The organism is Ruegeria sp. CDSA033 (genome assembly GCF_059612305.1).
In genome coordinates, this window is record NZ_JBXWQI010000009.1 from 78,187 (window position 1) to 104,832 (window position 26,646).

Below are 26,646 nucleotides of genomic sequence, written 5' to 3' on the forward strand. Positions count from 1 at the left end.
CACAGGAGAGCAGTCATGAGTTGGAACCCCACCCAACACCCTGAGAATTCGCCTCTGGAGACGCTGATCATTCCTCGTGCCCGTGATCTGGGCGGTTTCGAGGTGCGGCGCGCGTTGCCCTCGCTCAAACGTCAGCTTGTTGGACCGTTTATCTTTTTTGATCAGGTGGGCCCCGCCGAGTTCATCACCGACGGTGGCATCGACGTACGGCCGCACCCTCATATCGGCTTGGGTACAGTGACCTATCTGTATCAGGGCGAGTTCGAGCATCGCGACAGCCTTGGCACCCATCAGATGATCTATCCAGGTGAGGTAAACTGGATGGTGGCCGGTCGCGGCGTGACCCATTCGGAACGTACCAGTGAGGAAACGCGGGCCAAGCGGCACAGCCTGTTCGGTGTTCAGACTTGGATTGCACTGCCTGAGGTGTACGAGGACATGGCCCCGGATTTTGAGCACCACAAGCAGGCTGCGCTGCCGCATATCCAAGACAATGGCGTCAGAGCCCGGCTAATCCTTGGTTCGGCTTATGGCGAAACCAGCCCGGTGACGATGCTGTCGGAAACCTTCTATCTGGACGTGCAACTTGAACCCGGCGCCGCCTTTCCTTTGCCCGACGACCACGAAGATCGCGGGGTCTATGTCATTCAGGGGTCGGTCGAGATTGCGGGCGACGCGTTCGAGGAAGGTCGCATGATGGTGTTCCGCCCGGGCGATCGTCTTTCGGTCAAGGCGGGTCCGTTTGGCGCGCGGTTGATGCTGCTGGGCGGGGCCACACTGAACGAGGATCGCTATATCTGGTGGAATTTCGTGTCCTCTTCGAAGGAAAAAATCGAAAACGCCACTCGCGAATGGAAAGCCGCGGATTGGGCCAACGGTGCCTTCCACCTGCCCCCGGGCGATGATCAGGAGTTCATTCCGATTTCCGACGAGTTGGAGCGCACAAGCCCAAGACGGGCACGTTAACCAGACGTCAGGGGGCCTTGTCCGAACTTGCGATACCGGCAATCCTCGCCTCAACGGGAGGGTTGTCATGAAGATCGTAATCGCAGGCGCGGGCAGCATTGGATGTTATTGCGGAGCTTTCCTGGCTGATGCCGGTCATTCGGTCACGCTGTTGGGCCGCCCACACATTCTGGACCCAATTCGTGAGGAGGGCCTGACTGTCACTGATTTTTCCGGCCTGCATCTACATGTGGCGGCCGAGACGCTGACGATGTCCGAAACCCCGGATTGCCTGAAAGACGCAGAGTTGGTGATCGTGGCCGTCAAGGCCGCGGCCACGGCGGATATGGCAGAACAGATCGCGCGGTTCGCCCCGGCCTCTGCGCCGGTGTTGTCCTGGCAGAACGGGATGGAAAACGCCCGGGTGCTGCGGGCGGCGCTTCCGGATCATGACGTTCGCGCGGGAATGGTGCCCTTCAACGTAGTGCCGCCCCAGCCCGCCAGCTTTCACCGCGCCACTTCTGGCTATATCGTGATCCAGTCCGGCTCGGGCGGTTTGGGGCAGGCAGTTAGCTCACCTAACCTGCCGGTGACCGAAAGCGACGAGATCGAAGCCGTGCAATGGGGTAAGCTGGTCATCAACCTGAACAACGCATTGAACGCGTTGTCGGGGCTGACGTTGAAGGATCAATTGCTGGATCGCAAGTGGCGTCGCCTGATGGCCGACCAGATGGCCGAGGCTTTGGGGGTACTTCAGGCCGCAGGCGACCCTGTTGCATCAACCACGCCTTTGCCCGCTTGGATGACGCCGCATATCCTGCGTCTGCCAACGCCGTTATTCACGCGGATCGCGGCCCGGATGCTGACCATCGACCCAAGCGCGCGCACGTCGATGGCCTATGACCTCGCGGCGGGGCGCGTGACGGAAATCGACAGTCTGCAAGGTGAGATTGTCCGACTGGGCAAGCAACATAGGCGGCCTGCGCCGATTTGCGCTAGGGTACAGGCTCTGATCGAACAAAAGCCGGATGTAAGTCTGTCACCGGATCAGATCTTCCCTTGATCTGACCACATTCAGGTGAACGCAGTCAAAATCCAGAAGATCACGGCTGACATTGTAGCCGCCGCTGGGACGGTAATCACCCAGGCGGCTATAATGGTCATGAAATGCGACCGCCGCACCAGCTTGCGCCGCCGCTGCTCTTCACGGGCCAAACGCAACTCGGGCGGGCGGCGATCATTACTTTGCTTGCGTCGGCGATCCTGATTCCATTCACGGTAAAATCCGACGCCAAACACCGCACCCACCGCGATGTGGGTCGAGCTGACCGGCAGCCCAAGCCAGCTTGCAACAATCACTGTGATTGCCGCCGACAAAGCGACGCAGAATGCACGCATCGGGTTCAGTTTGGTGATCTGGCTACCCACCATCCGGATCAGCTTGGGGCCAAACAGGAACAGGCCGAACGAAATCCCAAAGGCACCGATCACCATTACCCATGTCGGTATCGTGACTTTCGAGGCAAAATCGCCAAATTCAGCGGCGTGCACAATCGCGGCCAGCGGGCCGACAGCATTGGCGACGTCGTTGGCACCATGTGCAAAGCTCAGAAACCCGGCTGAGATGACCAGAGGCAACCCAAACAGAACTTTCAAAGATTTGGTGCGGTTTTCCAGCCCTTCGGATTTACGTCGAACCCAAGGCACGGTCACGGCCCAAGCCAGAATGCCCGAGGTCAGACCGATCAGTAGCGCGATTTCCAGATCGATTTTCACGATCCGCTTCAGGCCTTTGACAGAGAGATATGTCGCAAATGCGCCAGCCATCACAGCCACCAGAATAGGAACCCAGCGACGGGCTGCAGCGATCTTGTCGTCCTGATACTGGATTTTCGCCTTGATCAGCGCCAGAAATCCGGCAGCAATCGCGCCGCCCAGGACCGGAGAGATCACCCAACTGGCGGCAATCGCGCTCATCGTGCCCCAGCTGACCGCGCTAAGGCCTGCTGCAGCGATACCAGCCCCCATCACGCCGCCCACGACCGAATGGGTTGTGGAAACAGGCGCGCCGACCCAAGTTGCCAGGTTGACCCACATCGCCGATGAGATCAGCGCCGCCATCATCGCCCAGATAAAGACATTGCTGTTCTGGACTGAGGCAGGGTCGATGATGCCCTTGGAGATGGTCGAGACAACGTCTCCGCCGGCCAGCAGGGCGCCCGCGCTTTCCGCGACTGCGGCGATGGCGATTGCCCCACCCATGGTCAGGGCGTTGGCACCGACCGCAGGGCCCATGTTGTTGGCAACGTCGTTGGCACCGATGTTGATTGCCATGTAGGCACCAAAACCGGCAGCCGCGATGACGATCAGCCCGCCGTCTGCCCGGCCGAATAGTATCGCAGCAATCAATCCGGCGATAACTATGAATGCCAGAGCGATGCCCGGCGCAAGCAACGGCCGCGCCACGTGCACGTTCGCATGCTCAAGGCGGGAAATTCGGTGCAGGTCGCTGTCCAGGGCTTGCCAGCGGTTTTTTTCGTTCGTGTTCGACATCGGTTTTCTGTGGGTGATACGGTTTAACCGGCGCGGTTAACGGCTGGCAGGTCTTGTGGCAACCGGCCTCACAGAAGTTTGTTGCGAAAGCGTTACATTTGCCGCAGCATTTCGCGCAGTTCCGGCTCTTGCACCAGCTCTGCGGCCTCTTTCGGCGAAAACCAGCGCCGTTCACGCTCGCTGACCTCGGGGAATTCCTCGGCCAGATCTTTGACATCTATGCGATACACATTGGTGCGCACGGGTTGGGCCGTTCCGTCATCCAGGATCTTGTCATAGGTGAAATGGCCCACCGCCTTGCGACCCAGGTGTTTCACTTTTACACCGGCTTCTTCCCATGCTTCTTCTTTGGCAGTCTCGGCCCCGTCCATGCCGTCAATCGGCCATCCCTTTGGGATGACCCAGCGACCTGTGCCACGGCTGGTGATCAACAGAACTTTTTTGTCGTCGCCGGTTCCGCGCACGCACAAGGCTGCAAACTGTACCCTGTGTGGGCGTTGGAAGAAGGGTTTGCCAACTTCTTCCCAGATATTGTTCAGCCAAGATGCCATCTATTAAGTGCCAGTACTTTTCTAAGGTTCAAGGAAACGTGACATAACAACTATAAGGCAGGGCTTCAATGCATCTATTGAACGAACGCGTTTTCTGAAGCAAACGAACGTCAGCTACGCCGCTTGACCCGCAAGGTTGGATCGGCCTGCGTCGGATCCTCGGGCCAGGGGTGTTTGGGATATTGCGCGCGCATGTCCTTGCGCACATCCGCGTAAGATCCGGCCCAAAATCCCGGCAGATCGCGCGTGATCTGGATTGGGCGCCGTGCAGGCGACAGCAGAGTGATCTTGAGTGCCTCGCCCCCGATAACCGGATGCCGGGTGACACCGAACAGTTCCTGCAGGCGGACCGAAATCTCGGGCGCCGCCCCGCCATAATCAATCGGCACCTTGCGGCCCAGCGGTGTTTCAAACGATCCCGGCGCGCGACGGTCCAATTCCTGCGTTTGGACCCAGTCCAGCCGCGCGCGCAGGGCGGGCAGCAGGTCGAACTTTTTCCAGTCGTCTGCACTGCGCTGACCTGACAGCATGGGTAGCAGCCAGTCGTCCAAAGCACCCATCAGCCCGCCCAATGAAAAGTCCGGCAGGTCGATCCCTTCGGCGCGTACTAGTTCCACCCGTGCCGCCAATCGTGCCGCGGCCCCGTCCAGCCGCAATCCCAGATCACGCACTCCGTTCAGCATGGCGCGGGCGATGGCCTCGTCCGGCGCGTCCTTCCAGATACGGTCATCCAGAGTGATCGCGCCAAGGCGTTCCTGCGTGCGCGCAATGACCCGGCGTTCGCGTTTCGACCACGCGCAGCTGTCTACCCATTCGATCTGATCCGCGAACAGGTCCCGGATTTCACGCTCTGAGATTTGTGCGGCCATGCGCACCTTGGCCTCGCGCGGGTTTCCGTCCGTATCTGTCACAACAAGATACGGCGCGGCCGCCAATGTGTCACCGCTGTCCAGCACGACGCCTTTGCCGCCGGACAGAACGTAACGCGGCACATCGCCTTTGCGGCGTTGCCCAATGCGATCGGGATAGGCCAATGCGGCCATAGCGGCTGGGCTCAGGTCTGTCTTGCTGCTTCGTGTTTTCAGCCGCTTGCTTTCGGCTTTGATCCGTTCCAACGCGCCCATGTTGATCTGCCACACCCGGTTGCGTTGAAAGGCGCGGGCATCACGCAACGCTTCGAGCCGCAGCAGCAGATCTACCGGAGCGCCCTTTAGCGGATCCCGCTCCGCCATCAGCGCCGCCAGCGAAGCGGCACCGGTCCCGGCCGTCACCAGCATATGCCCCAGCCGAGGATGCAGCGGCAGCGCAGCCAAGGCCCGTCCGTGGTCGGTGATCCGCCCCCTGGCATCCAAGGCACCCAGCATGTTCAACAATGTGCGGGCCTCGGCCATCGTTCCTTCGGGTGGCGGTGTCAAAAAGGCCAGGTCATCTGGTTCGGCCCCCCAAAGCGCCAGTTCCAGCGCAAGGCCCGTCAAGTCGGCCGCTTCGATCTCGGCAGGGGGGTAGGCGGCCAGCGCACCTTCTTCACCTTTGGACCAAAGCCGGTAACACACGCCCTCGGCGACGCGCCCCGCACGACCTGCGCGTTGGGTTGCTTCGGCCCGCGTCACCCGTTCCGTGACCAGCCGCGACATGCCAGAACCCGGATCGAACCGCGCCCGGCGCGCCTGACCCATATCCACAACCACGCGGATGTCAGGAATGGTCAGCGAGGTCTCGGCGATTGACGTTGCGAGCACGACCTTGCGCCCTGTCTCGGCTGGCGAGATCGCTGCGCGCTGGGCGGCAAAGGGCATTGCGCCGAACAGAGGTTTAATTGCGCAATTGCCGGGCAACCGTTTGGATAGCGCGGCCTCGGCCCTGCGGATTTCGCCCTCGCCGGGCAGAAACACGAGCATGCCGCCCTCGGTTTCACGCTCGGCCTTGGCGACCAGATCTATTAGTGCATCCAGCCGTCGTGCCTGTGCACCCAGTGGCCGGTCCAGCCAACGGGTTTCAACCGGGTAACTGCGCCCTTCGGACGTCACCACCGGCGCGTCCATCAGTTGGCCGACGGGTTCGGCGTCCAGGGTTGCGGACATGGCCAGTAGGATCAGGTCGTCGCGTAGTGCGCCCGTAACCTCAAGGCACAGGGCAAGTCCCAGATCCGCGTTCAAAGATCGTTCATGAAACTCGTCAAAAATCACTGCGCCGACGCCGGGCAGATCCGGTTCAGATTGCAGCATTCGGGTCAGAATACCTTCGGTCACCACTTCGATTTGGGTTGTTTTTGAGGTTTTCGCATCGCCCCGCACGCGGTAACCAACGGTTTCGCCTGCACGTTGTCCCAGTGTTTCAGCCATCCGCTCTGCCGCGGCACGCGCAGCAAGCCTTCGGGGTTCGAGCATGATGATCTTGCCGTCGCGCAACCCGGCCTCGAGCATCGCAAGAGGCACCCGCGTTGTCTTGCCTGCGCCCGGAGGGGCTTGCAAAACGGCCCGGCCATTGGCCTTCAGGGCGTCAAGCAATTCGGGGATGGCGTCATCAATGGGCAGGTGTGTTGTCATTGGCGCTTTATCAGCCAACCACGGCGCAACGTCCAGTTCCGCTGTTTCCCAATGACGATGATCGCGCCGCTGCGGCATAGAGCCAGCGGCGGTCCGGTCAAAGAGGATCAACAGCAACACATAGTTGCGAAATGCAGGTATCGGGCAGGTTTCCTGCGCGGTCCGGTCTGGACAAATCACCCGTCGGGGCGGCAAGTAGTCGTGCCGCAAAAGATCGGGGTCGGAATGGATATGGACAGCCTAGGTGATAAGATTTTGGACGGAGACCGGCGTGCGCTGGCCCGGGCAATCACTCTGGTAGAAAGTGGCCGCGCCGATCATCGGGCGCAGGCATCTGAATTGCTGGCGCATTTGGCCAAAGCCGGGCGGCAATCCCTGCGCGTTGGGTTGTCCGGTACTCCGGGGGTGGGCAAATCCACCTTTATCGAAAGCTTTGGCATGATGCTGATCGAGCAGGGCCTGCGCGTTGCGGTTCTGGCTGTCGACCCCAGCTCGACCCGTTCAGGTGGTTCTATTTTGGGCGACAAAACCCGGATGGAGCGGCTGAGTCGCGAGAAGAACGCCTTTATCCGCCCATCCCCAAGCCAATCCCATTTGGGCGGCGTGGCTCGCCGTACACGTGAGGCGATTGCCTTGTGCGAGGCAGCGGCATTCGACGTCGTGCTGATTGAAACCGTAGGGGTCGGGCAATCCGAGACCGTCGTTTCAGAAATGTCGGATCTGTTCCTTCTGTTGCTTGCGCCTGCGGGCGGGGATGAATTGCAGGGGGTCAAACGCGGCATCATGGAAATGGCCGACATGATCCTTGTCAACAAGGCGGATGGGGATCTGAAAGCCACGGCCACCCGCACTTGTGCCGACTACGCGGGGGCTTTGCGCCTGCTGCGAAAACGCCAGCAGGACCCAGAAGGTTTTCCCAAAGCGATGACCGTTTCGGCGGTCGAGGAACATGGGCTTGACCAAGCCTGGGACGAAATGACCACCCTGTCAGGCTGGCGGCGTGAAAGCGGCCACTGGGATGGCAACCGCGCGGCACAGGCGCGGTTCTGGTTCGATCAGGAGGTGCGTTACGCGCTGCTATCTCGGTTGGATACGCCGACCGCGCGCGCAGAAATGGATCGCCTTGGTTCCGATGTTGGTGCAGGCAATCTCAGCCCGACGGCGGCTGCGGAACGAATGCTTAGTATCCTGGCAACACACTAGACGCCTTTTAGCGTCAGAGGTGGAGGGTGCGCCAAAATCATGTATTATGGGCAAGGATACAATTCCTGATTGTGCTATTTCGAGAGGAAGGCGATAGTCTCGTTGTTGCGCAAGTCAACAAATGAACGCGTCGGAGATAGCCGTACATGCCCAATATACGTGGGACAAATGGTGACGACGATATCGAAGTCACCGGCGACGAAGGTACGCTGAACGGCACGCCCCAAGGCACGCCCATTGATGATATTCGCGCCCGTGGCGGTGACGATGAGATCACGATTGTAAGCAGTACTATTTCCGGGAGTGTACGCGGCAACGCCGGAAATGATGAAATCACCGTGTTCAACGCTCAGATCGATGGGCAGATCAATGCGGGCCGCGATGCGGATACTGTCACGGTTTTTGACGTAGGTGTCGGAAATATCCGTTTGGGGCAAGGCAATGACACCCTGAACTTTATCCGAACCCAAGTCGCCGGGGATGTTCAGGGCGGCGGCGGGCAGGACGCGCTGAACCTTCCGGTGGGCACAGTTGTAACCGACGCAAATTTCGGAACGTTCACCGTTGTTGTCGGGCAATCCTATTCGCTGTCCAGCGGCAGCTTCGAATTGCCCTCGGGGATCGTGGTCAACTATAGCGGGTTTGAATCCGGCACAGGTTTCTTGTGCTTTACCCGTGATACAGTAATTCAGGCGCAACGTGGTCCGGTCCTTATTCAGGATCTTCGGCAGGGGGATATGATCCCAACGCAGGGCAACGGGATGCAGCCGATCCGTTGGATCGGGCGCCGCAAATTTGACTCAGTGGCATTGGCAGGCGCTCCGAAACGTCGCCCCGTCCGCATATTGGCTGGCGCGTTGGGCAACGGTTTGCCCAAACGGGATCTGCTGGTGTCGCGGCAGCACAGAATGCTGGTGCAGTCGAAAATCGCTGAACGGATGTTTGGTGAGCCCGAAGTTTTGATCCCAGCGATAAAACTGACCGCGCTGCCAGGGATATTCGTCGATGATACGGTGAACAGTGTCGAATATTACCACCTGCTTTTTGACAGGCACGAGGTTATCTTTGCCGAAAACGCCCCAAGCGAAAGCCTGTTTACCGGGCCTGAGGCGCTCAAGACCCTTAGCCTGGAAGCCCGACGTGAAATATTCGATATCTTTCCGGAATTGGCGGATATGAACCACAATCCCAACCCGGCCCGGTACATCCCCAAAGGCCCCCAACAAGCGCGCCTCGTGGCTCGGCACCTGAAGAATGAAAAGCCACTGCTGCAGGGCTATGACATATAGGGAAATGCCCCTTGGATGTTTAAATCCCAAAAAAGCAGTTATGTAGAACCCGCTCTGAATACGTGACTGAATGAAATAACCCGATCAGGCAGGCGATTCTGGTCAAAAAAGGGCAGTTGAAGAATGCAGCAATGTCGGATTTTTGATGGAAATCGACTGCGTGCCACGCTTTTCAATCCAGGTCAGTCTCGCTTGTATGTCACCTTTCGCCACCGGGTGTCTGATCCGGGACAGTTTTCGGAACCCCGGTCAGCGGCAACTTTCATACAGGCGGGGTATGCGCATTTGCATCGTGCAGCACGACTGAAAAGCCCCCATTACTGGGCGCGTCTGGCGGCCGTAGCGGCAAAAACAGGTCGCCCTGAGTTGGAAAATCACGCCCTGAAATGGCTGGGAGAACTAAATGAAAACTTGGTGCTGTGAATCCTTGGCATATGGCTTGACCCCGTCTGTGATTCCCACTACATGCATCCAACCAGTTTTCGGGCGCGACTTCGGGTTGTGCCCCTTGTGATTTGGCCGAGGGTGTAATGCCTGGCCTCCAGAAACAAAGGAAGAAACCATGTCGCGCCGCTGCGAACTGACCGGAAAAGGCCCGATGACTGGCAACAATGTCAGCCATGCCAAAAACAGAACTCGTCGTCGTTTTCTGCCCAACCTGAACGATGTTACGCTGCAGTCGGAAACGCTGGGCCGTGGCGTCAAGCTGCGCATCTCGGCGGCTGCCCTGCGTTCGGTGGACCACCGTGGTGGTCTGGACGCGTTCCTGGCGAAAGCCAAGGACGATGAGCTGTCCAACAACGCATTGAAAGTGAAAAAGGAAATCGCCAAGGCGCAAGCTTCGGCCTAAGACCTTTTTCCTGCAAGAATTCTGGCCCTGTACCTTTTGGTGCAGGGCTTTTTCGTTTTGTGCAGAGTGCTGTTCTCAATTTGGAATTAAATTTTCGCATTGGGTGAAATTGTTCACATACCGTTTGCTCTACCCGTATTATGTTTAGGCATATTCATCTGGCGGAGTTCAACCTCATGTCGTTCAAATCATTACCTTCTTTCTCCCTACTGGCCGGCTTTTTCGGCAAAACGTTTGGGGCATGTCTGCGGATGCAGCGTCGGGTGAATCGGCTGCATACAAGCCTGACAAAAGGGTCCGTCAAGCGTCCGGAACTGGACCGCTGACATTGTCCTCCCGGCCCTGGGCTTCAGGCGTGTCTGATTGCGCTTGAAGCCCGTTTTGTCTCTGGCCTATATCGGGGACAGGATGAAACCCGTTCTGAACAAAGTTCTGCCGTTTGTGCTGTCGCTGCTGGTCGTTTTGACCGGGCAGGGCGTTGCTGCATCACGTGGTATGGACCGGGCGGTCGGACATATGGTGTTGTGCACCGGCTCGGGGCCGGTTGTGGTCTTTATGGATGCCGAAGGGCAGCCGACAAAGGCCCCGCACTTCTGTCCGGATTATGCGTTGACCCTGTTAGGTGCGGTGAGCATTGCGGAGCCGTCCTTGCCCGTAGCCCCGGGAATCGACCGACCCATGCCGTCGCGTATGGCGGAGAATCTGATTGCTCTGCCTATACCGTCTCAACCAGCCCGGGCACCTCCTGCAAGTGTTTGATTCATACAAATTCTTATCAAACACCAAACTACAGGAGAGGCGCTATGTCCCTCACATCCAGACTGCTGACCACCCTTGCCGCCGCAACCATTGCTACCGCTGCTTTTGCGCAGGACACCATCACCGTTGATGACGCATACGCCCGTTCATCTGGCAAAACAGCCAAAGCTGGCGCAGCCTTCATGATGATCCAGAACACCGGCGCGACCGATGACCGTTTGATCGGCGTGGAATCGGACGCCGCAGCTCGGGTCGAGCTGCACACCCATATTGTCGACGAAAATGGCGTTGCCAAAATGACCCATGTCGAAGAGGGCATTGCCATCCCGGCGGGTGAAACGCACATGCTGAAGCGCGGTGGCGACCACGTGATGTTCATGGGCCTGACAGCCCCGTTTGAGCAGGATGCAATGGTTCCCGTTACGCTGATCTTCGAGACAGCAGGCGAAGTCGAGATCGAAATTCCGGTGGATTTGGAGCGTAAGGACACCGGCGGTCACGGTTCGCATTCGAACTAGAGCTGCGCCTGAATTCGGGCCGCGCTGCGACCGTCATCTATGCGTCAGGCCGGGATATTCCCGGCCTGTTGTCGTTGTGGAAAAGGTTCAGCGGTTGACCACCCGCATCGCCACGCGGTCATGGGCGCGTTTGAAGCGCATGGCCAGCCAGAGCATCACGGCAGCAACAGCCAGCGCCGAGAAGGCAATCGCCCAACCGAGCGCCACCATGCCGCTGCCGGGCCAGAACAATAAAACAAGGCCGATCAACAGCGCGACAATGCCGGAGTTGCGCATGGTGGATGCGTCCGGATGTGCATCGGGCAATTGCCGCCACGCCATCAACGAGCCAATCCCGACAATCAAAGCCCAGGCACCCAGCAGGAAGAACGCGAGGCGCGCGACGCCTTCCGGCCAGATCAGCAGGATCAGCCCGATCAGAAGCGCCCCAATGCCGAAACCGCCGATCAGGCCACGCCGGCCAAACCCCAGCAGCGTCAGGCCACCATCGAGGACCAACAGCAGGCCCACCAGACGGATCAGCAAAGAGATGCTGCCCGTCGGCCAGAATAGCGCTGCGATCCCGAGCGCACCGGCCAGAATTCCGCGCAGCAGGAATGTCCACCACAGGTCTGTTAGCTGATCACCAAGGGCGCCACGCGTATCGAGCCTGTCATCGTCAAGGATTTCACCTTGTTGGTTTTTTGGGTCTGTCATGGGGACCTCTCGGGTTGTTAGGGCCCTAGTATAGCAAGGAAATTCGCCGCTTGTCTGCGGGTATCGCCCTACTGCGAGTTCAGGATCTGATCAACCCAGCGCGGAACGGCTTCTGTTGCGGGGCCCAGTATGACTTCGTCGAAACTGGATGCGCCGGTCGACGGCTCGAGGTTCAGTTCGACAGTTCTTGCTCCGGACATCATGGCCTCGTGCACGAAAGCCGCGGCGGGATAGACCTGACCTGAAGTGCCGATGGCGGCGAAGATGCTTGCGCCTGCCAGATGATCATAGATGGCATCCATGTGATAAGGCATCTCACCAAACCAGACCACATCCGGACGCGCAGTGGGGGACGCGCAGGCGGGGCAGGGCTCGCCCACGGCCATCTCGGGCGGTGCCGTCCAACGGTGGCCACAGGCCGCGCAAAGCGCTCCGGCCAGCGTTCCGTGCATGTGGATCACATCCTGCGCGCCACCTGCCTCGTGCAGGCTGTCAACGTTTTGTGTGACGATCACAACCTCGCCTGGCCAGTCCTGCTGTAGTCGGGCAAGTGCATCGTGGGCCGCGTTAGGTTGCGCTTCGGCGGCCTGTACGCGGCGGGCATTGTAAAACCCGTGCACCAGCGCAGGATCACGCGCGAACCCTTCGGGCGTGGCAACGTCTTCGATCCGGTGTTGGGCCCACAAACCGCCCTCGTCGCGGAACGTGCCCAACCCGCTTTCGGCGGAAATCCCGGCCCCTGTCAGAATGACGATCTTTTCCATCTTGGCCCTTCGCGTTACACCGTGGTTCATGACCCACCGTATCTTGTTCGTCTGTCTGGGCAATATCTGCCGTTCTCCCGCCGCCGAGGGCGCCTTTCGCGCCCGTGCGCCGCATCACGCTACCGATAGTGCCGGGACCTCTGGCTGGCACATTGGCGACCCACCTTATGGGCCGATGCAAATGGCAGCTCTGTCGCGTGGCATAAAACTGGATGATTTGCGGGCGCGCCAATTTGTGCCCGCGGATTTCGACAGGTTCGATCTGATCATCGGGATGGATGCCGACAACCTCGCGGATATTGAGGCATTGAGGCCAGCCGGGAACGAAACCCCAGTGCGTCTGCTGACGGATTTTGCACCACATATCGGCACAGACCACGTCCCGGACCCGTACTATACCCGTGACTTCGCTGGAGCATTGGATCTAATCGAGGCAGCGGTCGAAGGTCTCGACGCGCATCTGCGCAGCTAGCTCATCAGTTTTAGGCGAGTATTCAACCACGGCAATTGTGCAAGGGCCGGGTCAACAATCTGGCTGCCCATAAGGCGGCGCATCATGCCTGCGACCTCTTGCGGAACCTGACCCGACCAGTCGGTGCGGGTGAACAGGGAAATCGTCCGCGAAACATCTCCGATCGGGGCAGGGTGTGCCTCAAGCCCGTCATGGAACCGCGCCGCCCGCATATAACCCAGCGGCGTCGTGATCGCCCAGCCGAGGCCGCGCGCGACCATTGCCATCAGCGCCAGATGTGAACCGATTTCGAACCGTTCTTCAAATTCCAGCTGCTGGCGCGCCAGATGGGCCTCAATCTGGCGGCTGATCAACTGCTCGCGGGCATAGCGTAGGAAGGGCAGATCCTGCATGGCGTTTTCGGCCCCTTTGGGCGTCACCAGAATGAAGGGATCGCGAACCAGCGGGTATTCAACAACGCCTTCCAGCACCTCGCCGCTATGGGCTGACACCACAAGCTGAAGGCGCTGCGCCTCAAGTTCTTCGAACAGGTCGAGACTGGGCAGTGTGATCAGTTTGAACTTTGACCGCGTCAGACTTTCGGCCAACAGAGTGGCCAGTCGCGGGGTCAGGTCATTGTCGAAATCGTCAATCAGGCCAACAGACAGGGTTGCAAGGTGACCCAGGTCCATCACGGTCAGCTCGCTTTGGGCCATCTGCAGCTCGGCCAGAACCGCCTGCGCGCGGGCCAGAAAGCTGCGCCCGGCCTGGGTCAGACGCATTGGACGTCGTGCGTGATCCACCAAATCGGTGCCCACCGCCTTTTCCAGATTGCGCAACTGCTGGGACACTGACGGCTGGCTGAGCCCTGTGATTTCGGCAGCCTGCGCCACCGATCCCGTCCGCGCCAGCGCCTCGAATACTTCGAGGCCGCGCAGGGTCAGCCCTTTCATAACCATCAGATATCCCTTTCGCTGCGCCTTTCTGGGGCGCAGTTCGGGTCAGGTCAAGGATTGATCAGCCTAGTTGCAGATCGCCTGCGCCATCTGGCCAAAGTTCCGATACCGATCCCACAGCGCATCGTCGCGCGCGGTCTGTGACATCTTGAGCTCTTGGGCCTGATGCGGGTCGCGGAACCACTTGGCAACGGTCTTCTGATCGCTGCGGGTCAACGCCTGGTTGGCCACCCGCTGAATGCAACTGCACCGATCCCGCGTCGCTGCCGACCGGTCAGACGCCAGACACGCCCGTTTGATCTGCGCCGCGTCCACAACCGGAGCCACCGCCACCATCGACGTGGCACAGAATGCGATTAAGAGGAACTTTTTCATGCTCATGCCTCGTTTTTGCCTGCCCGGACGGGTCTGATGCCCCTCTCGGTCTGCGGCGGAGTATGAATCAAAGTGGAGTCTGGATCAATTGGGTGGTTCGAAAAAGTGAATACACGAGACGGCAACGATACCTTACCCCCCCAATACCTGTAGGTCGGGCTTCAGCCCGGCGCCGTTCAAGATAAAAAGGGCAGCCACCGCTCTAAAGCTTCTATTAACCCCCCAATTTTCTCTGGATGTTTAGCAATATATGTATCCACTACAGCGGTCGTGACACTCTTGGAGCTTATCACGACAACTGTACCTACCGCCAACTTGACTGTTAGAGCACTCCATTTGAGCAGATCAGCCAACCCTGCTTTGAGCTTTTTTAAGATTGCTTTAATCCACTCTGAAGGCGGATTTTCCTCTTCCAAAGCAGTCGAGAGTTCTTCGGCGGCTTCCCAGATCAATGTTATTGGGCCGGTTAAACGCTCATCGTAAATGCTCTCAGGAGGGTTGTTCCCTCCAATACCGAGGCGCGCAGAGGTTTGGATGTTTGGGTCATCGATCAGGCCAGATAAGGCTCTTTCGACCTCCAACCGGGTTCGAATCCGTTCGATTTCATAGGCGACAGCTTCGGGCCCTGCGCTCCAGATGCTGTCCTCAACCAAGGCAACCCGCCTTTGAAGCTCCCAATCTAGAGGTTGACCATCAATGAAACCCTGACGCCATTCTCGCCAGAATTGAAAGCTTTGGCCTCGAAAAAACTCCTCGAACCTATCGCGGGCGTCCAAAGGAACAACCAGTCGCACCTCTTCACGCCAAAGCGGCTGATCAAAAACCTGATCAGAGGGCGTGTTGAGATCACTAAGACATTGCATTGTTAAAATTTCTGCAGCCTTGTCGGACGCCCGTTTCGTCGACCTATTCCCCGGCGCCATTGCATAAAGAAACTCATCTGAATCCACTGCTTGAGCAAAGGAGTTTATTGTTTCTGCGGCGGTTCTTCTGGCAGTTTCGGCGTCGCGAATGAGGGCCGCTTGTGCTGCTAAGTGTGCCGAGTTGTCATTTAGCAGGAGATCACCAGGCTTGATCGTCTTGAGCGTTCGTCCGAGAGCTTCAAACGACTCTTGGCAGTCAAATCGCCAATGGACGATAGATGCTATCAACAATCGTAAGCTCGGAAACAACAGGCCCCTAGTTGCATCAGCATTACCTTTTAAGCTGACTGGCGGCAAATCCCTAAGTGCCGCTCGTAACGACACTCCAATACACTTTTGGACACTTTTCCTCTCAAATTCTGAGCGAAACAGCTCAACGTAGTCAACTTCTGACATTTCAATCCCATTGGGTCCAACTAGGCCCTAAACGCACTAAACGTACCACCTTGACCAACCCACGATTCCCCTACATATCCCCAACCCATGACAGACCTCGCTCATATCCGCAATTTCTCCATCGTCGCGCATATCGACCATGGCAAATCCACCCTTGCTGACCGGCTCATCCAAGAGACCGGGACGGTCAAGGATCGTGACATGAAGGAACAGCTGCTCGACAGCATGGATATCGAGCGCGAGCGCGGCATCACCATCAAGGCCAACACCGTCCGCATCGACTATACCGCCGACAATGGCGAGCAATACGTGCTAAACCTGATCGACACACCCGGCCACGTGGACTTTGCCTATGAGGTCTCGCGGTCGATGCGCGCGGTCGAAGGATCGCTGCTGGTTGTGGACTCGACGCAGGGCGTCGAGGCGCAGACGCTGGCGAATGTCTACCAGGCCATTGACGCCGATCATGAGATCGTGCCGGTGCTCAACAAGATCGACCTGCCTGCGTCCGATTGTGACCGCGTGGCGGAACAGATCGAGGATGTGATCGGCATTGACGCGTCCGAGGCGATTCAGGTCAGCGCCAAGACCGGGCAGGGCATCCACGAGACACTGGAGTCCATCGTCACCCATCTGCCCGCGCCGCAAGGCACGCTTGATGCGCCGCTCAAGGCGATGCTGGTGGATTCGTGGTACGATGCCTATCTCGGCGTCATCGTTTTGGTCCGCATCATGGACGGCACGCTGAAAAAGGGCATGCGGGTCAAGTTCATGTCGAACAACACCCTGCACCATGTCGACCGCGTCGGCGTCTTTCGCCCCGAGATGGAAATGGTCGATAGCCTTGGCCCCGGTGAGATCGGTTTTCTCACCGCCTCGATCAAACAGGTCCGCGACACGCGTGTCGGCGACACCATCACCAATGACCGCAACGGCACCGAAATCGCGCTGGACGGCTTCAAACCCGCCCAACCGGTGGTGTTCTGTGGCCTGTTCCCCGTCGACAGTTCCGAATTCGAAGACCTGCGCGATGCGATCGACAAGCTGGCCCTGAACGACGCCAGCTTCAGCTTTGAAATGGAAACCTCGGCCGCACTTGGCTTTGGCTTCCGCTGCGGCTTCCTCGGGCTTCTGCACCTTGAGGTCATCCGCGACCGCATCGAACGCGAATATGATATCGAGCTCATCACCACCGCGCCCTCCGTGATCTATCACGTCTACATGAAAGACGGCGAGATGATCGAGCTGCACAACCCCGCCGACATGCCCGACCCGTCCAAGGTCGACCATATCGAGGAACCGCGCATCAAGGCGACCATCCTTGTGCCGGACGAATTCCTCGGTGACGTGCTGAAACTGTGTCAGGACCGCCGCGGTATCCAGATGGACCTGACCTATGCGGGCAGCCGTGCCATGGTCGTCTATGACCTGCCGCTGAACGAGGTTGTCTTTGACTTCTACGACCGCCTGAAATCGGTGACCAAGGGCTATGCCTCGTTTGATTATCAGATGACCGGCTATACCGAGGACGCGCTGGTCAAGATGTCGGTGCTGGTCAATGACGAACCGGTCGATGCGCTGTCGACCATGGTTCACCGCGACCGGGCCGAGATGCGGGGCCGGGCGATGTGTGAAAAGCTGAAAGATCTGATCCCACGCCACATGTTCAAAATCCCGATCCAGGCCGCCATCGGAGGTAAGGTCATCGCGCGCGAGACCCTGTCGGCGCTGCGAAAGGACGTAACCGCCAAATGCTACGGCGGCGACGCCACGCGGAAACGCAAACTGCTGGACAAGCAGAAGGCGGGGAAGAAAAAGATGCGCCAGTTCGGGAAGGTCGATATTCCGCAGGAGGCGTTCATTAGCGCCTTAAAAATGGACAGCTAATTAGAAACTAACAGGCATTTTTCGAACTCCCAGTTGGTAGCCACTTTTTGAGTTGTTGTTGACAAAGAAGTTCAACACTCCGGTGAAACTAAAATGGCTAGCGCCTTCAATGTCTGGTGGCGTCCCTGCGATTTTCTCAAACGTAAACAGAAGGTTGTAGTTGTCTTCGCGGTTTAAGTTGAATTTTTGAAGTCCGCCCGTATCAATTAACTTGTAGACGGCAGTATTGCCGTCTGTATCAGCTTTGGCCATGCCTCTAAATGAAGCAGGTTCGAGCTCGAACCAACTATAGCCGTTGTTTCTTTTTCCTGACAAGCTGATCTCAGCTAGAACTAGGTCTTCTACGACCGTCGCTGAGCGTCCAATTAGAACATAGTATTGTGTTTCCTGAATGGTAGGGATCGCATCCAGATTGCCGTTAACGAGTGGGAGAATAAATTCAATCAGGCATTTTTGATATAATTCGTGAACTTCGAATGCCTTATCCTCAGAAATTGTTTTGTCCAAGATCGCGCCTATTTCCTCTTGACCATAGCCAACTTGAGCATCTGCCGCCGCGCCACCTAGGTTTCGCCACAGTGCACTTACAAACCCTTCAACATCGGCGTCTGCGAAGTTCCGCTCCACTTTTCCTTGGCTACATATTGCGATGCTTGACCGAAGCGCCTCTGTACGCAGGTTTTCTTCGTCTGCTACGCATGGAAACGCAGTTAGTATAAATAGAATAGCGGTGAATATCCGCATGAGATTCGCTCCAAACTGAATTAGCAATAAGTAATTTGCTATCATGGCTCTCAGTTTTTACCAACTTTTGGGCAACTATGCTCTAACTCCGACTACTTACTTTCAAATCAGGTATCTTTCGATCAACTCACCCGCCCGGCGGCACCGCCGGGCCGCGCCGACCCGCCCCCATGGGGCGGCGCGTTTGCGTCACCCCTTGGGTCGGTCGCGGCCCTCAGTTCTGCTGATCGACCGTTGCAAGCGCGTTTGCGCCTCGCGGTTCCGTCCGTTCGGCCTTGCATCGGTCCATTGGACCATTTCCGAGACGGGCCTCACCCCCTCGGGCCAGCGCTGCCCTCAATCCAGCCCAGCCTCCAAGTTTCTTATATCCCGCAAAAAGTGATACACTCCCCTCATTCCAAACAAGTTTTTCATAGGGGGAAGAGTTATGGACCCACAGCTGCGTTCTCAGATTTCGATGAGCCGTCTCGACCACTATTACGACATCATGCGCACCTCGATCTTTGCCTATGTCGCTATCGCCGCGATCATCGGGTTTGGGCCCGAAGGGCTTGCTCTGCCGTTGATTGTGTTGGTGATTGCGGTGACGGCCTATGGCGTTCTGGCGGGCAAGACCGCGTTGGAAGACGTTGAAAACCTGCGGGATGACATGACCGAAGAATTTGCGCAGACCAGTTTCGCCCGTGGGCTAAAGGCGCGGAATTTGAAAGGGCTGGTCCTGACGTCGAATGCACTGCTCTGCCTGATCGGACTGGCCGAACTCATCGCGATTGTGTTCTAGCCGAAGGTTGTGACCCACCTCACAGCCCCAACCCCTCCCACCTGCTAAGATTGACCCCACGGCAACCTCAGCAGGAGGCGCAGATGTCCACATCCATGATCCCCCTTATCGCCCTCGGGTCGGCGGGTCTCTATTCCGTGGCCATGATCTCGATGAAGTTCTGGTGGAAACTCCCCGGCGTAGGTCTCGGCCTGCTGATCGTTGCGACCCTGCTGGCCGGAGCAACGCTGGAGCTTGCCGCGCTGCGCGAGGAGCGATTGGGCATCATTTATACCGGTATTCTGGGGGCTGAGGTTGTTCTGATCGCCATCGCCTCGTTCTTTCTGTTTGGCGAAAACTTTTCGTATCGCGAAGCGGCAGGCATTGGACTGGTCATCCTCGGTACCGCGCTGGCCTGGGCCTGAGGCAAACATTACCGGTTTGTGAAGTTTCCCTTAGGTAAGTTGCAACCCGCGCACTTCCTTCCAATCTGTTCAACAGGCCAGCAACGGCCCTGAACTATGGAGGAGAGCCCATGACCAGATATATGACTGCCGGAGCAGCCGCTCTGGCGACAAGCCTCAGCCTTGCCACGGCCTCGATGGCCGAGACCACACCCGATCTGCGCGGTGCCTGGACGGGCACCTATACCAAGGTCTCCCCGTCTCGGGTGGCCACCGGAGACGCGCCGCGCTTTCATCAGGGAGAGTGGCTTCTGGATATTCAGCAGCAGCAGGACAACCTGTTCTGGGGGCCCAGCATGTGGCGACCGGATGCTGGCACAGATTGGCGCGTGTTTGACGCCACCGGCACCATCAGTCTGGATGGGTCAGGCACCATCGGCATCGTCGAAAGCTCGGCCGATCCGCAGGTGGGTGTGAATGCGTTGGTGGATGCGCGCTATCAGGACGGCAAGATTTACGCGGATTTCCGTAGCCTGCGTCGCGGGACAACGTACAGCGTTGTGCTCGAACGTCAGGTGAACTGAAGCGTTTCCGGCCCGATCGGCTTTAGGGGGTACAGGGAGCACTGAGGTGCCGCGCGTAATTGGTAAACTCGGTCGGGTCGGAACGCTTCTCATAAATGGACACAGCGTCTCCTCAGGGGGGACGGGTCGGGCGGCATCTCGGCTGCAAGCGACAGGGCCCTGAACACACGGTGCCGGATTGCGGCGTTCCCTGGCATAAGTGGTTTAGGGTCTCGCGAACCTTCAGCGCGGCTTTGCTTGCGGTCTGAGGGCTGTCCGGCCCCAGTTACTCTGATCATCTCTGGCCAGGCAAAGCCAAACGCGGATCTGCCTGATTCGATGCTCTGAGGCTGTGAATTCCCGTAATTGGCAACGAAATGGCCTTTGCAGGTGCAGAAAGTCAGGAAAATCGGGTCATTTCGTCGAATTCAGCGTTTTCCATTGCCAAGGCCGCACGGCGTTTCGATTTCCGGAGTTATCCACAATTTTCTCCCGGCGGATATCAACACTTTATCCCCGCCTAATTCTCATGCTGCAGTGCTATTTTCTTGTCGGAACATGACCCGGATGTAACAGTCCTATTACCGCAACGGTTCTTAGGAACCAGGGTGGGACGCAAAGGCCAAAGGGGGTCGAGGCAATAAAGGCAAGTCTTAGGATTGGCTTTTATGTGCAAAGGCTTACCGGTGGATGGTCAGCTGAATTGGGTGTCAGACCCGGGTCAGACGATCAGACTCTCAGAAGGTCGATGCGTGCTGCAAAGCATCTTAGGATGCCGAGCAGCGGCCGTGGCCTGTAACAGGGTCAGGGCAACTGGATCGGGGCGTCCCTCGGATGCATCGACCCGGCAAGGCGTCAGGAGTATCCGTGAGGGTACATGCATGGACCGCGTCTGCGCACCTGACGCCTTTTCCTTTTCTCAGGTCTATCCAGGCTACCACTCTGCCCCCCCCGCAAAACGGGAACGGGGTTCTTGTGGATGCACAAGAACCCCGAAGTGTCAGATATGCAATGCCGCGTCTATGCACCTGTGCCAAGGAGTGTACCTTGGTTGGCTGCAATCTTCAACCATATCTTGTATGTGGAAGTTGCGCCTTCACAACATCCTGAATTGCGTCAGATATTTTGCTGAACGTCAGTCGCGGCTTCCTGGATGGCATCGCCTGCTTTTTCGATATCTTTGCCTGCACCCTTGGTCGTCTCGCACGCTGCAAGGGTAAACACTGCCAGCCCTACTAGAATTGCTCGGATCATCAGTACCTCCATTTGATTTTCTATACATGGCGTAGCAGCTTTTATTTGCTGGAACCAGTATTTTACCGTGCTTGCACCGGGCGTAGAAACACGAAGCTGCCGAGCCAATTGACCGCATGGATTGTGAAGGTGGGGCGTGGCCGCACCGACGACGGATCGTTCCGATCGAAAAGATTGGACTTGCGCGTCGGGTGCGGTGGAAAGATGAACGAAATCAGTCCTTATCGCCCGCGCAGAACAGCTCGTACACCACTTCAAGCATACGGCGCGGTCTGTCATCAGCAAGACGGTAGTAAATTGCTTTGCCTTCGCGTCGGGGAATCACAAGGCCTTCCAGACGAAGGCGGGACAGCTGCTGCGAAACAGCAGCCTGTCGTGCGGACAGTAGATCCTCAAGCTCGGTCACGGATTTTTCGCCAGAGACTAGATGGCACAAGATCATCAATCGGCCTTCGTGACTGATCGCCTTGAGGAAATTCGATGCGCGGGTCGCATTTCCCGCCATCCGGTCGAAATCGTCAGACGTCATATTCTGTGAAATCTGAGGCAATGCCATTGCTGTTTTCCTTTTGGGCCCTGGTGTGGGGGCACTTTTGTGAGTGGGCACTTTTGTGAGTGGTTCGCTAAAGCGGTTCGCATTGCTACACGTTCTGTGCATGAATTTCCATATGCATGGATCAAAATGCCGTGATGGGAAAAGGGGAACTTATTGTTTAGAGCATCAAACCGCGCATTGACATCGGCGGCCTCGGTGCGTTCGACATCAGACTATCCACCTATTTTGGACGGTTGGAGTGCGATCTGTTGAGCCCCCCTTGCAGCCCCCCCGTGCCGACACTAAGACTCGGGTAACGTTTCTTCGGGTAATGTCCCGATCCATAGCAAAACAGGCAGGTTCTCATGTTCGATCCCGTTGACACCTATATGAATACGCTCGTTCCCATGGTCGTCGAGCAGACCAGCCGGGGTGAACGCGCGTATGATATTTTCTCGCGCCTTCTGAAAGAGCGGATCATTTTCATCAACGGTCCGATCCACGACGGGATGAGCCACCTGATCGTCGCGCAATTGCTGCATCTCGAGGCCGAAAATCCAAACAAAGAAATCTCGATCTACATCAATTCGCCTGGCGGCGTGGTTACCAGCGGTTTGTCGATTTACGATACAATGCAGTATATCAAGCCCAAATGTTCGACATTGGTAATCGGTCAGGCAGCCTCGATGGGGTCGGTTTTGCTGGCCGGTGGCGAGAAGGGAATGCGTTTCTCGCTGCCCAACAGCCGGATCATGGTGCACCAGCCCAGCGGTGGCTATCAGGGCCAGGCCAGCGACATCATGATTCACGCGGCCGAGACGCAAAAGCTGAAGGATCGCCTTTATGACATATACGTGCGTCATACAGGTCAGACCAAAAAGGCGGTTGAAAAAGCGCTGGACCGTGACAATTTCATGAGCCCGGAAGAGGCGAAAGACTGGGGTCACATCGACGAAATCGTCGAAAATCGCGCCAAAATGGACGGTGACGAGGCCTAAGAATATCTCCCCACGTCCCAGGCGTGGGGGCCATTTTTGAGATTGTAGCCGCCCCGGTGGTGGCCTAAGCTGCACCAACATGTGGCATGCGCGGTCCGACACGGACCGCAGGGACGAAGCCCGAAAGGTAGAACATGGCGACGAATTCAGGCGGTGACGGCAAAAACACGCTCTACTGCAGCTTCTGCGGCAAGAGCCAGCATGAGGTGCGCAAGTTGATTGCCGGCCCGACCGTTTTCATCTGCGATGAATGCGTCGAACTGTGTATGGACATCATCCGCGAAGAGACGAAGGCCAGCGGCCTGAAGTCCAGCGATGGCGTTCCGACGCCCAAAGACATTTGTGAGGTGCTGGACGATTACGTTATCGGTCAGGCCACCGCCAAGCGGGTTCTGTCGGTTGCTGTGCACAACCACTACAAGCGTCTGAACCACGCCCAAAAGGCCGGCAGCGATATTGAGCTGGCCAAGTCCAACATTCTGCTGATCGGCCCAACCGGCTGCGGTAAGACGCTGCTGGCGCAGACGCTGGCGCGTATTCTGGACGTGCCGTTCACCATGGCAGACGCAACTACACTGACCGAAGCCGGGTATGTGGGTGAGGATGTTGAAAACATCATTCTCAAGCTGCTGCAGTCCAGCGAATACAATGTTGAACGCGCGCAGCGCGGCATCGTCTATATCGACGAGGTCGATAAAATCACGCGCAAATCCGAAAACCCATCCATCACGCGCGATGTATCGGGTGAAGGTGTGCAGCAGGCGCTGCTTAAGCTGATGGAAGGCACCGTGGCCAGTGTGCCGCCGCAAGGCGGGCGCAAGCATCCGCAGCAGGAATTCCTGCAAGTGGACACCACGAACATTCTGTTCATCTGCGGTGGTGCTTTTGCAGGTTTGGATAAGATCATCGCACAGCGCGGTAAAGGCTCGGCCATGGGCTTTGGCGCGGACGTACGAGACAATGATGAACGCGGCGTGGGGGAGATTTTCAAGGATCTCGAGCCCGAGGATCTTTTGCGGTTCGGCCTTATTCCGGAATTCGTTGGACGTCTGCCGGTTCTGGCTACGCTGGAAGATCTGGACGAAGATGCACTGGTGACCATCCTGACAAAGCCCAAGAACGCTCTGGTCAAGCAGTATCAGCGTCTGTTCGAACTGGAAGATGCGGAGCTGGCCTTTACCGATGATGCGCTCAAGTCGATCGCCAAGAAGGCCATTGAACGCAAAACCGGCGCGCGCGGGTTGCGCTCGATCCTCGAAGATATCCTTCTGGACACCATGTTCGAACTTCCGGGCATGAAGAACGTAACCGAAGTGGTGGTGAACGAAGAGGCGGTGTCGTCTGACAAGCAGCCCCTGATCATCTACGCGGATGCCGCGGAATCAGCTTCGGCAGGATAAGGCACAACAAGAATTACCAAGACGGCGCGGCATTGACCGCGCCGTTTTCATTTGGAGGGAAGCATGAAAATCAGGCGCATTTCATCTGGCGGAGAATTCGAGGCCAAGGTTGGCTATTGTCGCGCTGTGGTTGCAAATGGCTTCGTCTTCGTGGCCGGAACCTGTGCCCAAGGTGATGACGTGCCCGATGATATCGTGGCACAGTGCAAATCGTCCCTGGAGGCTATTGGAAAAGCGCTGGCCGAGGCAGGAGCCGGTTTTGCGGACGTGGTTCGGGTCAATTACTATTTGCCGGACATGAATGAGTTTGAACTTTGCTGGCCGTTGTTGGTTGACGCATTTGGTGACAACCCACCTGCAGCGACAGTTGTCGAATGCAATCTCATAACGCCAAAAGACCGTATCGAGATTGAAGTGACCGCGGTTCTGCCGAAATAAGGCGTGCGGTTCTCGTGACACTGGACCTTGGGACGCCTTTGGTCCATATCTGCGGGTACAGAAATGCCGGAGGCAACTGATGGGAATCCTGAACAGTCTTTTGCGGGCCGTGACCTGGTGGAACGGATCCACATTGAACACGCAGATTTACACATCGCGTAAGGGTATCAAGGTCGGTGAAGACGACGAAGGCAACGTGTTTTACCACAATGCTGACGACAGTAGACGTTGGGTGATTTTCAATGGTGAGGCTGAGGCGAGCCGGGTTGATCCGGATTGGCATGGCTGGCTGCACCGCACCTGGGATGAGCCGCCGACGGACAAACCGCTGAAACACAAATCCTGGGAAAAACCGCATCAGGAAAACCTGACAGGCTCTGCTTTGGCCTATGCGCCAGCAGGTTCTTTGCGCCGCCCGGACCCGGTCGAGCGTAAGGACTACGAGGCCTGGAGCCCGGAATAACACGAGGCGAGCAATGTCGAGTTATAATGCAACCGAAGTTCTGGTCGGTGGGGTCGTCTTAGCCTGTGCCGTCGCATTTGGCGTTTACGCCAGCCAATCCACCGGCCTGTCGCAAAGCAGTGGCGGCTATGAACTGGGCGCCTCTTTCCGTTCCTTGGAAGGGGTAGGCGTCGGCACCGACGTACGCCTTGCTGGGGTCAAGATTGGCACTGTAACCGGTGTAGACCTGAATCCCGAAACCTATCGCGCCGATACCACCTTCTCGATCTCTGACGGAATTCTGGTGCCGGACGACAGCGCGATTGTCATCTCATCCGAAGGGCTGCTGGGCGGCAACTTTGTCGAGGTTATGCCGGGTGGTTCGCCGTTCTACTTTGAAGCGGGCGATCAGGTCGAAGATACGCAAGGTGCCGTCAGTCTGATTTCCCTGCTGGTCAAGTTTGTCGCCGGGGACGGAAGCGAATGAAGCGATTTGCCTTGATTGCAGCGTTGCTGGTCGCGACGGGTGCCACGGCCCAGCAAAAAGCCCAATCCGGTCCTGGCGCAATGCTGCGTGGTTTGGACAAGGTCAGCGGTCAGACCGTCGATGTTGAAATGCGGAATGGTCAGACACTGCCGGTTTTTGGGTTGGATGTGGCCTTGGGCGATTGTCGCTATCCAGCGGACAACCCAACCGGTGATGCGTTTGCCTATCTGACGATCTGGGAAAAAGGCAGGACAGATCAACTGTTTGACGGTTGGATGATTGCCACGTCGCCCGCATTGAACGCGCTGGACCATGCGCGTTATGACGTCTGGGTGATGCGCTGTATCACTGCATCGGGCGACTGAGGCACTGCTGCCACGAAATCTGCACTGGCATTGATCGCCTCTTCAAGCGTGTTCCGATATTGCGTGCGCGGAATCTCGATCGCTCCCAGAGACGCCAGATGAGCGGTCAGAAACTGGGTGTCAAACAAGCGAAACCCGGTTTGGCGCAAGCGATCCACGAGATAGGCCAGCGCTATTTTCGAGGCATCCTTTCGACGGGAAAACATGCTTTCGCCGAAAAACGCCGCACCCAGCGTAACGCCATAAACGCCGCCGACCAGTGCGTCCTCATCCCAGACCTCCAGCGAATGGGCCCGGCCCGCGAGGTGGAGTTGCTGATAAAGGTGGCGCAATTCTGCATTGATCCAGGTGTCTGCCCGATCAGCGCAGCCATCGACCACTCCGGCAAAATCGCGGTTGATGCTGATGGAAAAGCCGGACTTTCGAATGCGGCGTGCGAGGCTGCGCGAGATATGAAAGCCATCTAACGGAAAAACGCCACGAAACTTGGGATCGACCCAAAACAGTTCCGGGTCATCGCGGTGTTCGGCCATCGGGAAAATTCCAATGGAATAGCCGTGTAGCAAAAGTTCAGGGGTCAGGCTCATGCGCGAT

General features: G+C 57.6%; 30 protein-coding genes. 18 read left to right on the plus strand and 12 right to left on the minus strand.

Annotated features, from left to right (window positions below; translation table 11 throughout):
* Nucleotides 1-15: 15 nt before the first annotated feature.
* Both AC2FLA_RS13275 and AC2FLA_RS13280 read left to right on the plus strand, forming a co-directional pair.
* Complete coding sequence (locus AC2FLA_RS13275; protein WP_496722761.1) at nucleotides 16-966, plus strand: pirin family protein; 951 nt, start codon at nucleotides 16-18, stop codon at nucleotides 964-966.
* A gap of 67 nt (nucleotides 967-1,033) precedes the next feature.
* A complete protein-coding gene (locus AC2FLA_RS13280; RefSeq protein ID WP_496722763.1) occupies nucleotides 1,034-2,008 on the plus strand; it encodes a 2-dehydropantoate 2-reductase in 975 nt (324 codons plus the stop codon).
* A gap of 11 nt (nucleotides 2,009-2,019) precedes the next feature.
* Here AC2FLA_RS13280 and AC2FLA_RS13285 read toward each other — a convergent pair whose 3' ends face one another.
* The 3 genes from AC2FLA_RS13285 to hrpB form a co-directional block, all read right to left on the minus strand.
* The gene (locus AC2FLA_RS13285) at nucleotides 2,020-3,498 is read right to left on the minus strand and encodes an inorganic phosphate transporter (protein ID WP_496722765.1); all 1,479 of its coding nucleotides are present in this window, start codon (nucleotides 3,496-3,498) and stop codon (nucleotides 2,020-2,022) included.
* Nucleotides 3,499-3,590: 92 nt separating this feature from the next.
* Nucleotides 3,591-4,049 (minus strand): NUDIX hydrolase, encoded by a 459-nt coding sequence (locus tag AC2FLA_RS13290; RefSeq protein ID WP_108861772.1) that lies wholly within the window; start codon nucleotides 4,047-4,049, stop codon nucleotides 3,591-3,593.
* A gap of 110 nt (nucleotides 4,050-4,159) precedes the next feature.
* On the minus strand, nucleotides 4,160-6,595 hold the full coding sequence (gene hrpB / locus AC2FLA_RS13295) for an ATP-dependent helicase HrpB (protein ID WP_496722767.1): 2,436 nt from the start codon (nucleotides 6,593-6,595) through the stop codon (nucleotides 4,160-4,162).
* Nucleotides 6,596-6,820: 225 nt separating this feature from the next.
* Between hrpB and meaB the strand changes: the two genes are divergently transcribed.
* From meaB to AC2FLA_RS13320, 5 genes are all read left to right on the plus strand, one after another.
* On the plus strand, nucleotides 6,821-7,798 hold the full coding sequence (meaB, locus tag AC2FLA_RS13300; RefSeq protein WP_496722842.1) for a methylmalonyl Co-A mutase-associated GTPase MeaB: 978 nt from the start codon (nucleotides 6,821-6,823) through the stop codon (nucleotides 7,796-7,798).
* A 146-nt stretch (nucleotides 7,799-7,944) separates the two neighbouring features.
* Nucleotides 7,945-9,087, plus strand: a complete 1,143-nt coding sequence (locus tag AC2FLA_RS13305; protein WP_496722768.1) for a Hint domain-containing protein — start codon at nucleotides 7,945-7,947, stop codon at nucleotides 9,085-9,087.
* Between the two features lie 562 nt (nucleotides 9,088-9,649).
* Nucleotides 9,650-9,937: a 50S ribosomal protein L28 gene (gene rpmB / locus AC2FLA_RS13310; protein WP_058272217.1), complete on the plus strand. Its 288-nt coding sequence runs from the start codon at nucleotides 9,650-9,652 to the stop codon at nucleotides 9,935-9,937.
* 363 nt (nucleotides 9,938-10,300) lie between these two features.
* A complete protein-coding gene (locus tag AC2FLA_RS13315; protein ID WP_496722770.1) occupies nucleotides 10,301-10,696 on the plus strand; it encodes a hypothetical protein in 396 nt (131 codons plus the stop codon).
* 44 nt (nucleotides 10,697-10,740) lie between these two features.
* Complete coding sequence (locus AC2FLA_RS13320) at nucleotides 10,741-11,214, plus strand: copper chaperone PCu(A)C (RefSeq protein ID WP_472724685.1); 474 nt, start codon at nucleotides 10,741-10,743, stop codon at nucleotides 11,212-11,214.
* Between the two features lie 87 nt (nucleotides 11,215-11,301).
* On the opposite strand, the gene AC2FLA_RS13325 is transcribed toward AC2FLA_RS13320, so the two are convergent.
* A complete protein-coding gene (locus AC2FLA_RS13325) occupies nucleotides 11,302-11,910 on the minus strand; it encodes an HdeD family acid-resistance protein (RefSeq protein WP_472724183.1) in 609 nt (202 codons plus the stop codon).
* A gap of 68 nt (nucleotides 11,911-11,978) precedes the next feature.
* Nucleotides 11,979-12,674: an NAD-dependent deacylase gene (locus tag AC2FLA_RS13330; protein WP_496722772.1), complete on the minus strand. Its 696-nt coding sequence runs from the start codon at nucleotides 12,672-12,674 to the stop codon at nucleotides 11,979-11,981.
* Nucleotides 12,675-12,702: 28 nt separating this feature from the next.
* Between AC2FLA_RS13330 and AC2FLA_RS13335 the strand changes: the two genes are divergently transcribed.
* Entirely contained in the window at nucleotides 12,703-13,146 is a 444-nt protein-coding gene (locus AC2FLA_RS13335) for a low molecular weight protein-tyrosine-phosphatase (RefSeq protein ID WP_496722844.1), read from the plus strand.
* Here the strand turns inward: AC2FLA_RS13335 and AC2FLA_RS13340 are convergent.
* From AC2FLA_RS13340 to AC2FLA_RS13350, 3 genes are all read right to left on the minus strand, one after another.
* Entirely contained in the window at nucleotides 13,143-14,084 is a 942-nt protein-coding gene (locus AC2FLA_RS13340) for a LysR family transcriptional regulator (protein WP_496722774.1), read from the minus strand. The genes AC2FLA_RS13335 and AC2FLA_RS13340 overlap by 4 nt on opposite strands.
* Before the next feature lie 63 nt (nucleotides 14,085-14,147).
* Complete coding sequence (locus AC2FLA_RS13345; RefSeq protein ID WP_496722776.1) at nucleotides 14,148-14,456, minus strand: hypothetical protein; 309 nt, start codon at nucleotides 14,454-14,456, stop codon at nucleotides 14,148-14,150.
* A gap of 176 nt (nucleotides 14,457-14,632) precedes the next feature.
* The gene (locus AC2FLA_RS13350) at nucleotides 14,633-15,775 is read right to left on the minus strand and encodes a hypothetical protein (protein ID WP_496722778.1); all 1,143 of its coding nucleotides are present in this window, start codon (nucleotides 15,773-15,775) and stop codon (nucleotides 14,633-14,635) included.
* Between the two features lie 87 nt (nucleotides 15,776-15,862).
* On the opposite strand from AC2FLA_RS13350, the gene lepA reads away from it, so the two are divergent.
* The gene (gene lepA, locus AC2FLA_RS13355; RefSeq protein ID WP_496722779.1) at nucleotides 15,863-17,662 is read left to right on the plus strand and encodes a translation elongation factor 4; all 1,800 of its coding nucleotides are present in this window, start codon (nucleotides 15,863-15,865) and stop codon (nucleotides 17,660-17,662) included.
* On the opposite strand, the gene AC2FLA_RS13360 is transcribed toward lepA, so the two are convergent.
* Nucleotides 17,663-18,406: a hypothetical protein gene (locus AC2FLA_RS13360; RefSeq protein WP_496722781.1), complete on the minus strand. Its 744-nt coding sequence runs from the start codon at nucleotides 18,404-18,406 to the stop codon at nucleotides 17,663-17,665.
* Nucleotides 18,407-18,833: 427 nt separating this feature from the next.
* Between AC2FLA_RS13360 and AC2FLA_RS13365 the strand changes: the two genes are divergently transcribed.
* The 3 genes from AC2FLA_RS13365 (at nucleotide 18,834) to AC2FLA_RS13375 (ending at nucleotide 20,154) form a co-directional block, all read left to right on the plus strand.
* Entirely contained in the window at nucleotides 18,834-19,187 is a 354-nt protein-coding gene (locus tag AC2FLA_RS13365) for a hypothetical protein (protein ID WP_496722782.1), read from the plus strand.
* A gap of 83 nt (nucleotides 19,188-19,270) precedes the next feature.
* Nucleotides 19,271-19,591 (plus strand): hypothetical protein, encoded by a 321-nt coding sequence (locus AC2FLA_RS13370; protein ID WP_496707120.1) that lies wholly within the window; start codon nucleotides 19,271-19,273, stop codon nucleotides 19,589-19,591.
* A 110-nt stretch (nucleotides 19,592-19,701) separates the two neighbouring features.
* A complete protein-coding gene (locus AC2FLA_RS13375) occupies nucleotides 19,702-20,154 on the plus strand; it encodes a hypothetical protein (protein WP_496722783.1) in 453 nt (150 codons plus the stop codon).
* Nucleotides 20,155-21,249: 1,095 nt separating this feature from the next.
* On the opposite strand, the gene AC2FLA_RS13380 is transcribed toward AC2FLA_RS13375, so the two are convergent.
* Complete coding sequence (locus AC2FLA_RS13380; RefSeq protein WP_186437378.1) at nucleotides 21,250-21,387, minus strand: entericidin A/B family lipoprotein; 138 nt, start codon at nucleotides 21,385-21,387, stop codon at nucleotides 21,250-21,252.
* 214 nt (nucleotides 21,388-21,601) lie between these two features.
* Nucleotides 21,602-21,943, minus strand: a complete 342-nt coding sequence (locus AC2FLA_RS13385) for an ArsR/SmtB family transcription factor (RefSeq protein WP_109313386.1) — start codon at nucleotides 21,941-21,943, stop codon at nucleotides 21,602-21,604.
* A gap of 344 nt (nucleotides 21,944-22,287) precedes the next feature.
* Between AC2FLA_RS13385 and AC2FLA_RS13390 the strand changes: the two genes are divergently transcribed.
* The 6 genes from AC2FLA_RS13390 (at nucleotide 22,288) to AC2FLA_RS13415 (ending at nucleotide 26,052) form a co-directional block, all read left to right on the plus strand.
* Entirely contained in the window at nucleotides 22,288-22,920 is a 633-nt protein-coding gene (locus AC2FLA_RS13390) for an ATP-dependent Clp protease proteolytic subunit (protein WP_108861785.1), read from the plus strand.
* A gap of 134 nt (nucleotides 22,921-23,054) precedes the next feature.
* Complete coding sequence (gene clpX, locus AC2FLA_RS13395; RefSeq protein ID WP_058272201.1) at nucleotides 23,055-24,320, plus strand: ATP-dependent Clp protease ATP-binding subunit ClpX; 1,266 nt, start codon at nucleotides 23,055-23,057, stop codon at nucleotides 24,318-24,320.
* Between the two features lie 63 nt (nucleotides 24,321-24,383).
* Complete coding sequence (locus AC2FLA_RS13400) at nucleotides 24,384-24,758, plus strand: RidA family protein (RefSeq protein ID WP_058277008.1); 375 nt, start codon at nucleotides 24,384-24,386, stop codon at nucleotides 24,756-24,758.
* Nucleotides 24,759-24,837: 79 nt separating this feature from the next.
* The gene (locus tag AC2FLA_RS13405) at nucleotides 24,838-25,221 is read left to right on the plus strand and encodes an NADH:ubiquinone oxidoreductase subunit NDUFA12 (protein ID WP_058272199.1); all 384 of its coding nucleotides are present in this window, start codon (nucleotides 24,838-24,840) and stop codon (nucleotides 25,219-25,221) included.
* 13 nt (nucleotides 25,222-25,234) lie between these two features.
* A complete protein-coding gene (gene mlaD / locus AC2FLA_RS13410) occupies nucleotides 25,235-25,687 on the plus strand; it encodes an outer membrane lipid asymmetry maintenance protein MlaD (protein ID WP_058272198.1) in 453 nt (150 codons plus the stop codon).
* The gene (locus tag AC2FLA_RS13415) at nucleotides 25,684-26,052 is read left to right on the plus strand and encodes a DUF2155 domain-containing protein (RefSeq protein ID WP_108861789.1); all 369 of its coding nucleotides are present in this window, start codon (nucleotides 25,684-25,686) and stop codon (nucleotides 26,050-26,052) included. Before mlaD ends, AC2FLA_RS13415 begins: the two co-directional genes overlap by 4 nt.
* Here AC2FLA_RS13415 and aat read toward each other — a convergent pair.
* Nucleotides 26,007-26,639, minus strand: a complete 633-nt coding sequence (gene aat / locus AC2FLA_RS13420) for a leucyl/phenylalanyl-tRNA--protein transferase (protein ID WP_058277012.1) — start codon at nucleotides 26,637-26,639, stop codon at nucleotides 26,007-26,009. The genes AC2FLA_RS13415 and aat overlap by 46 nt on opposite strands.
* Nucleotides 26,640-26,646: the final 7 nt, after the last annotated feature.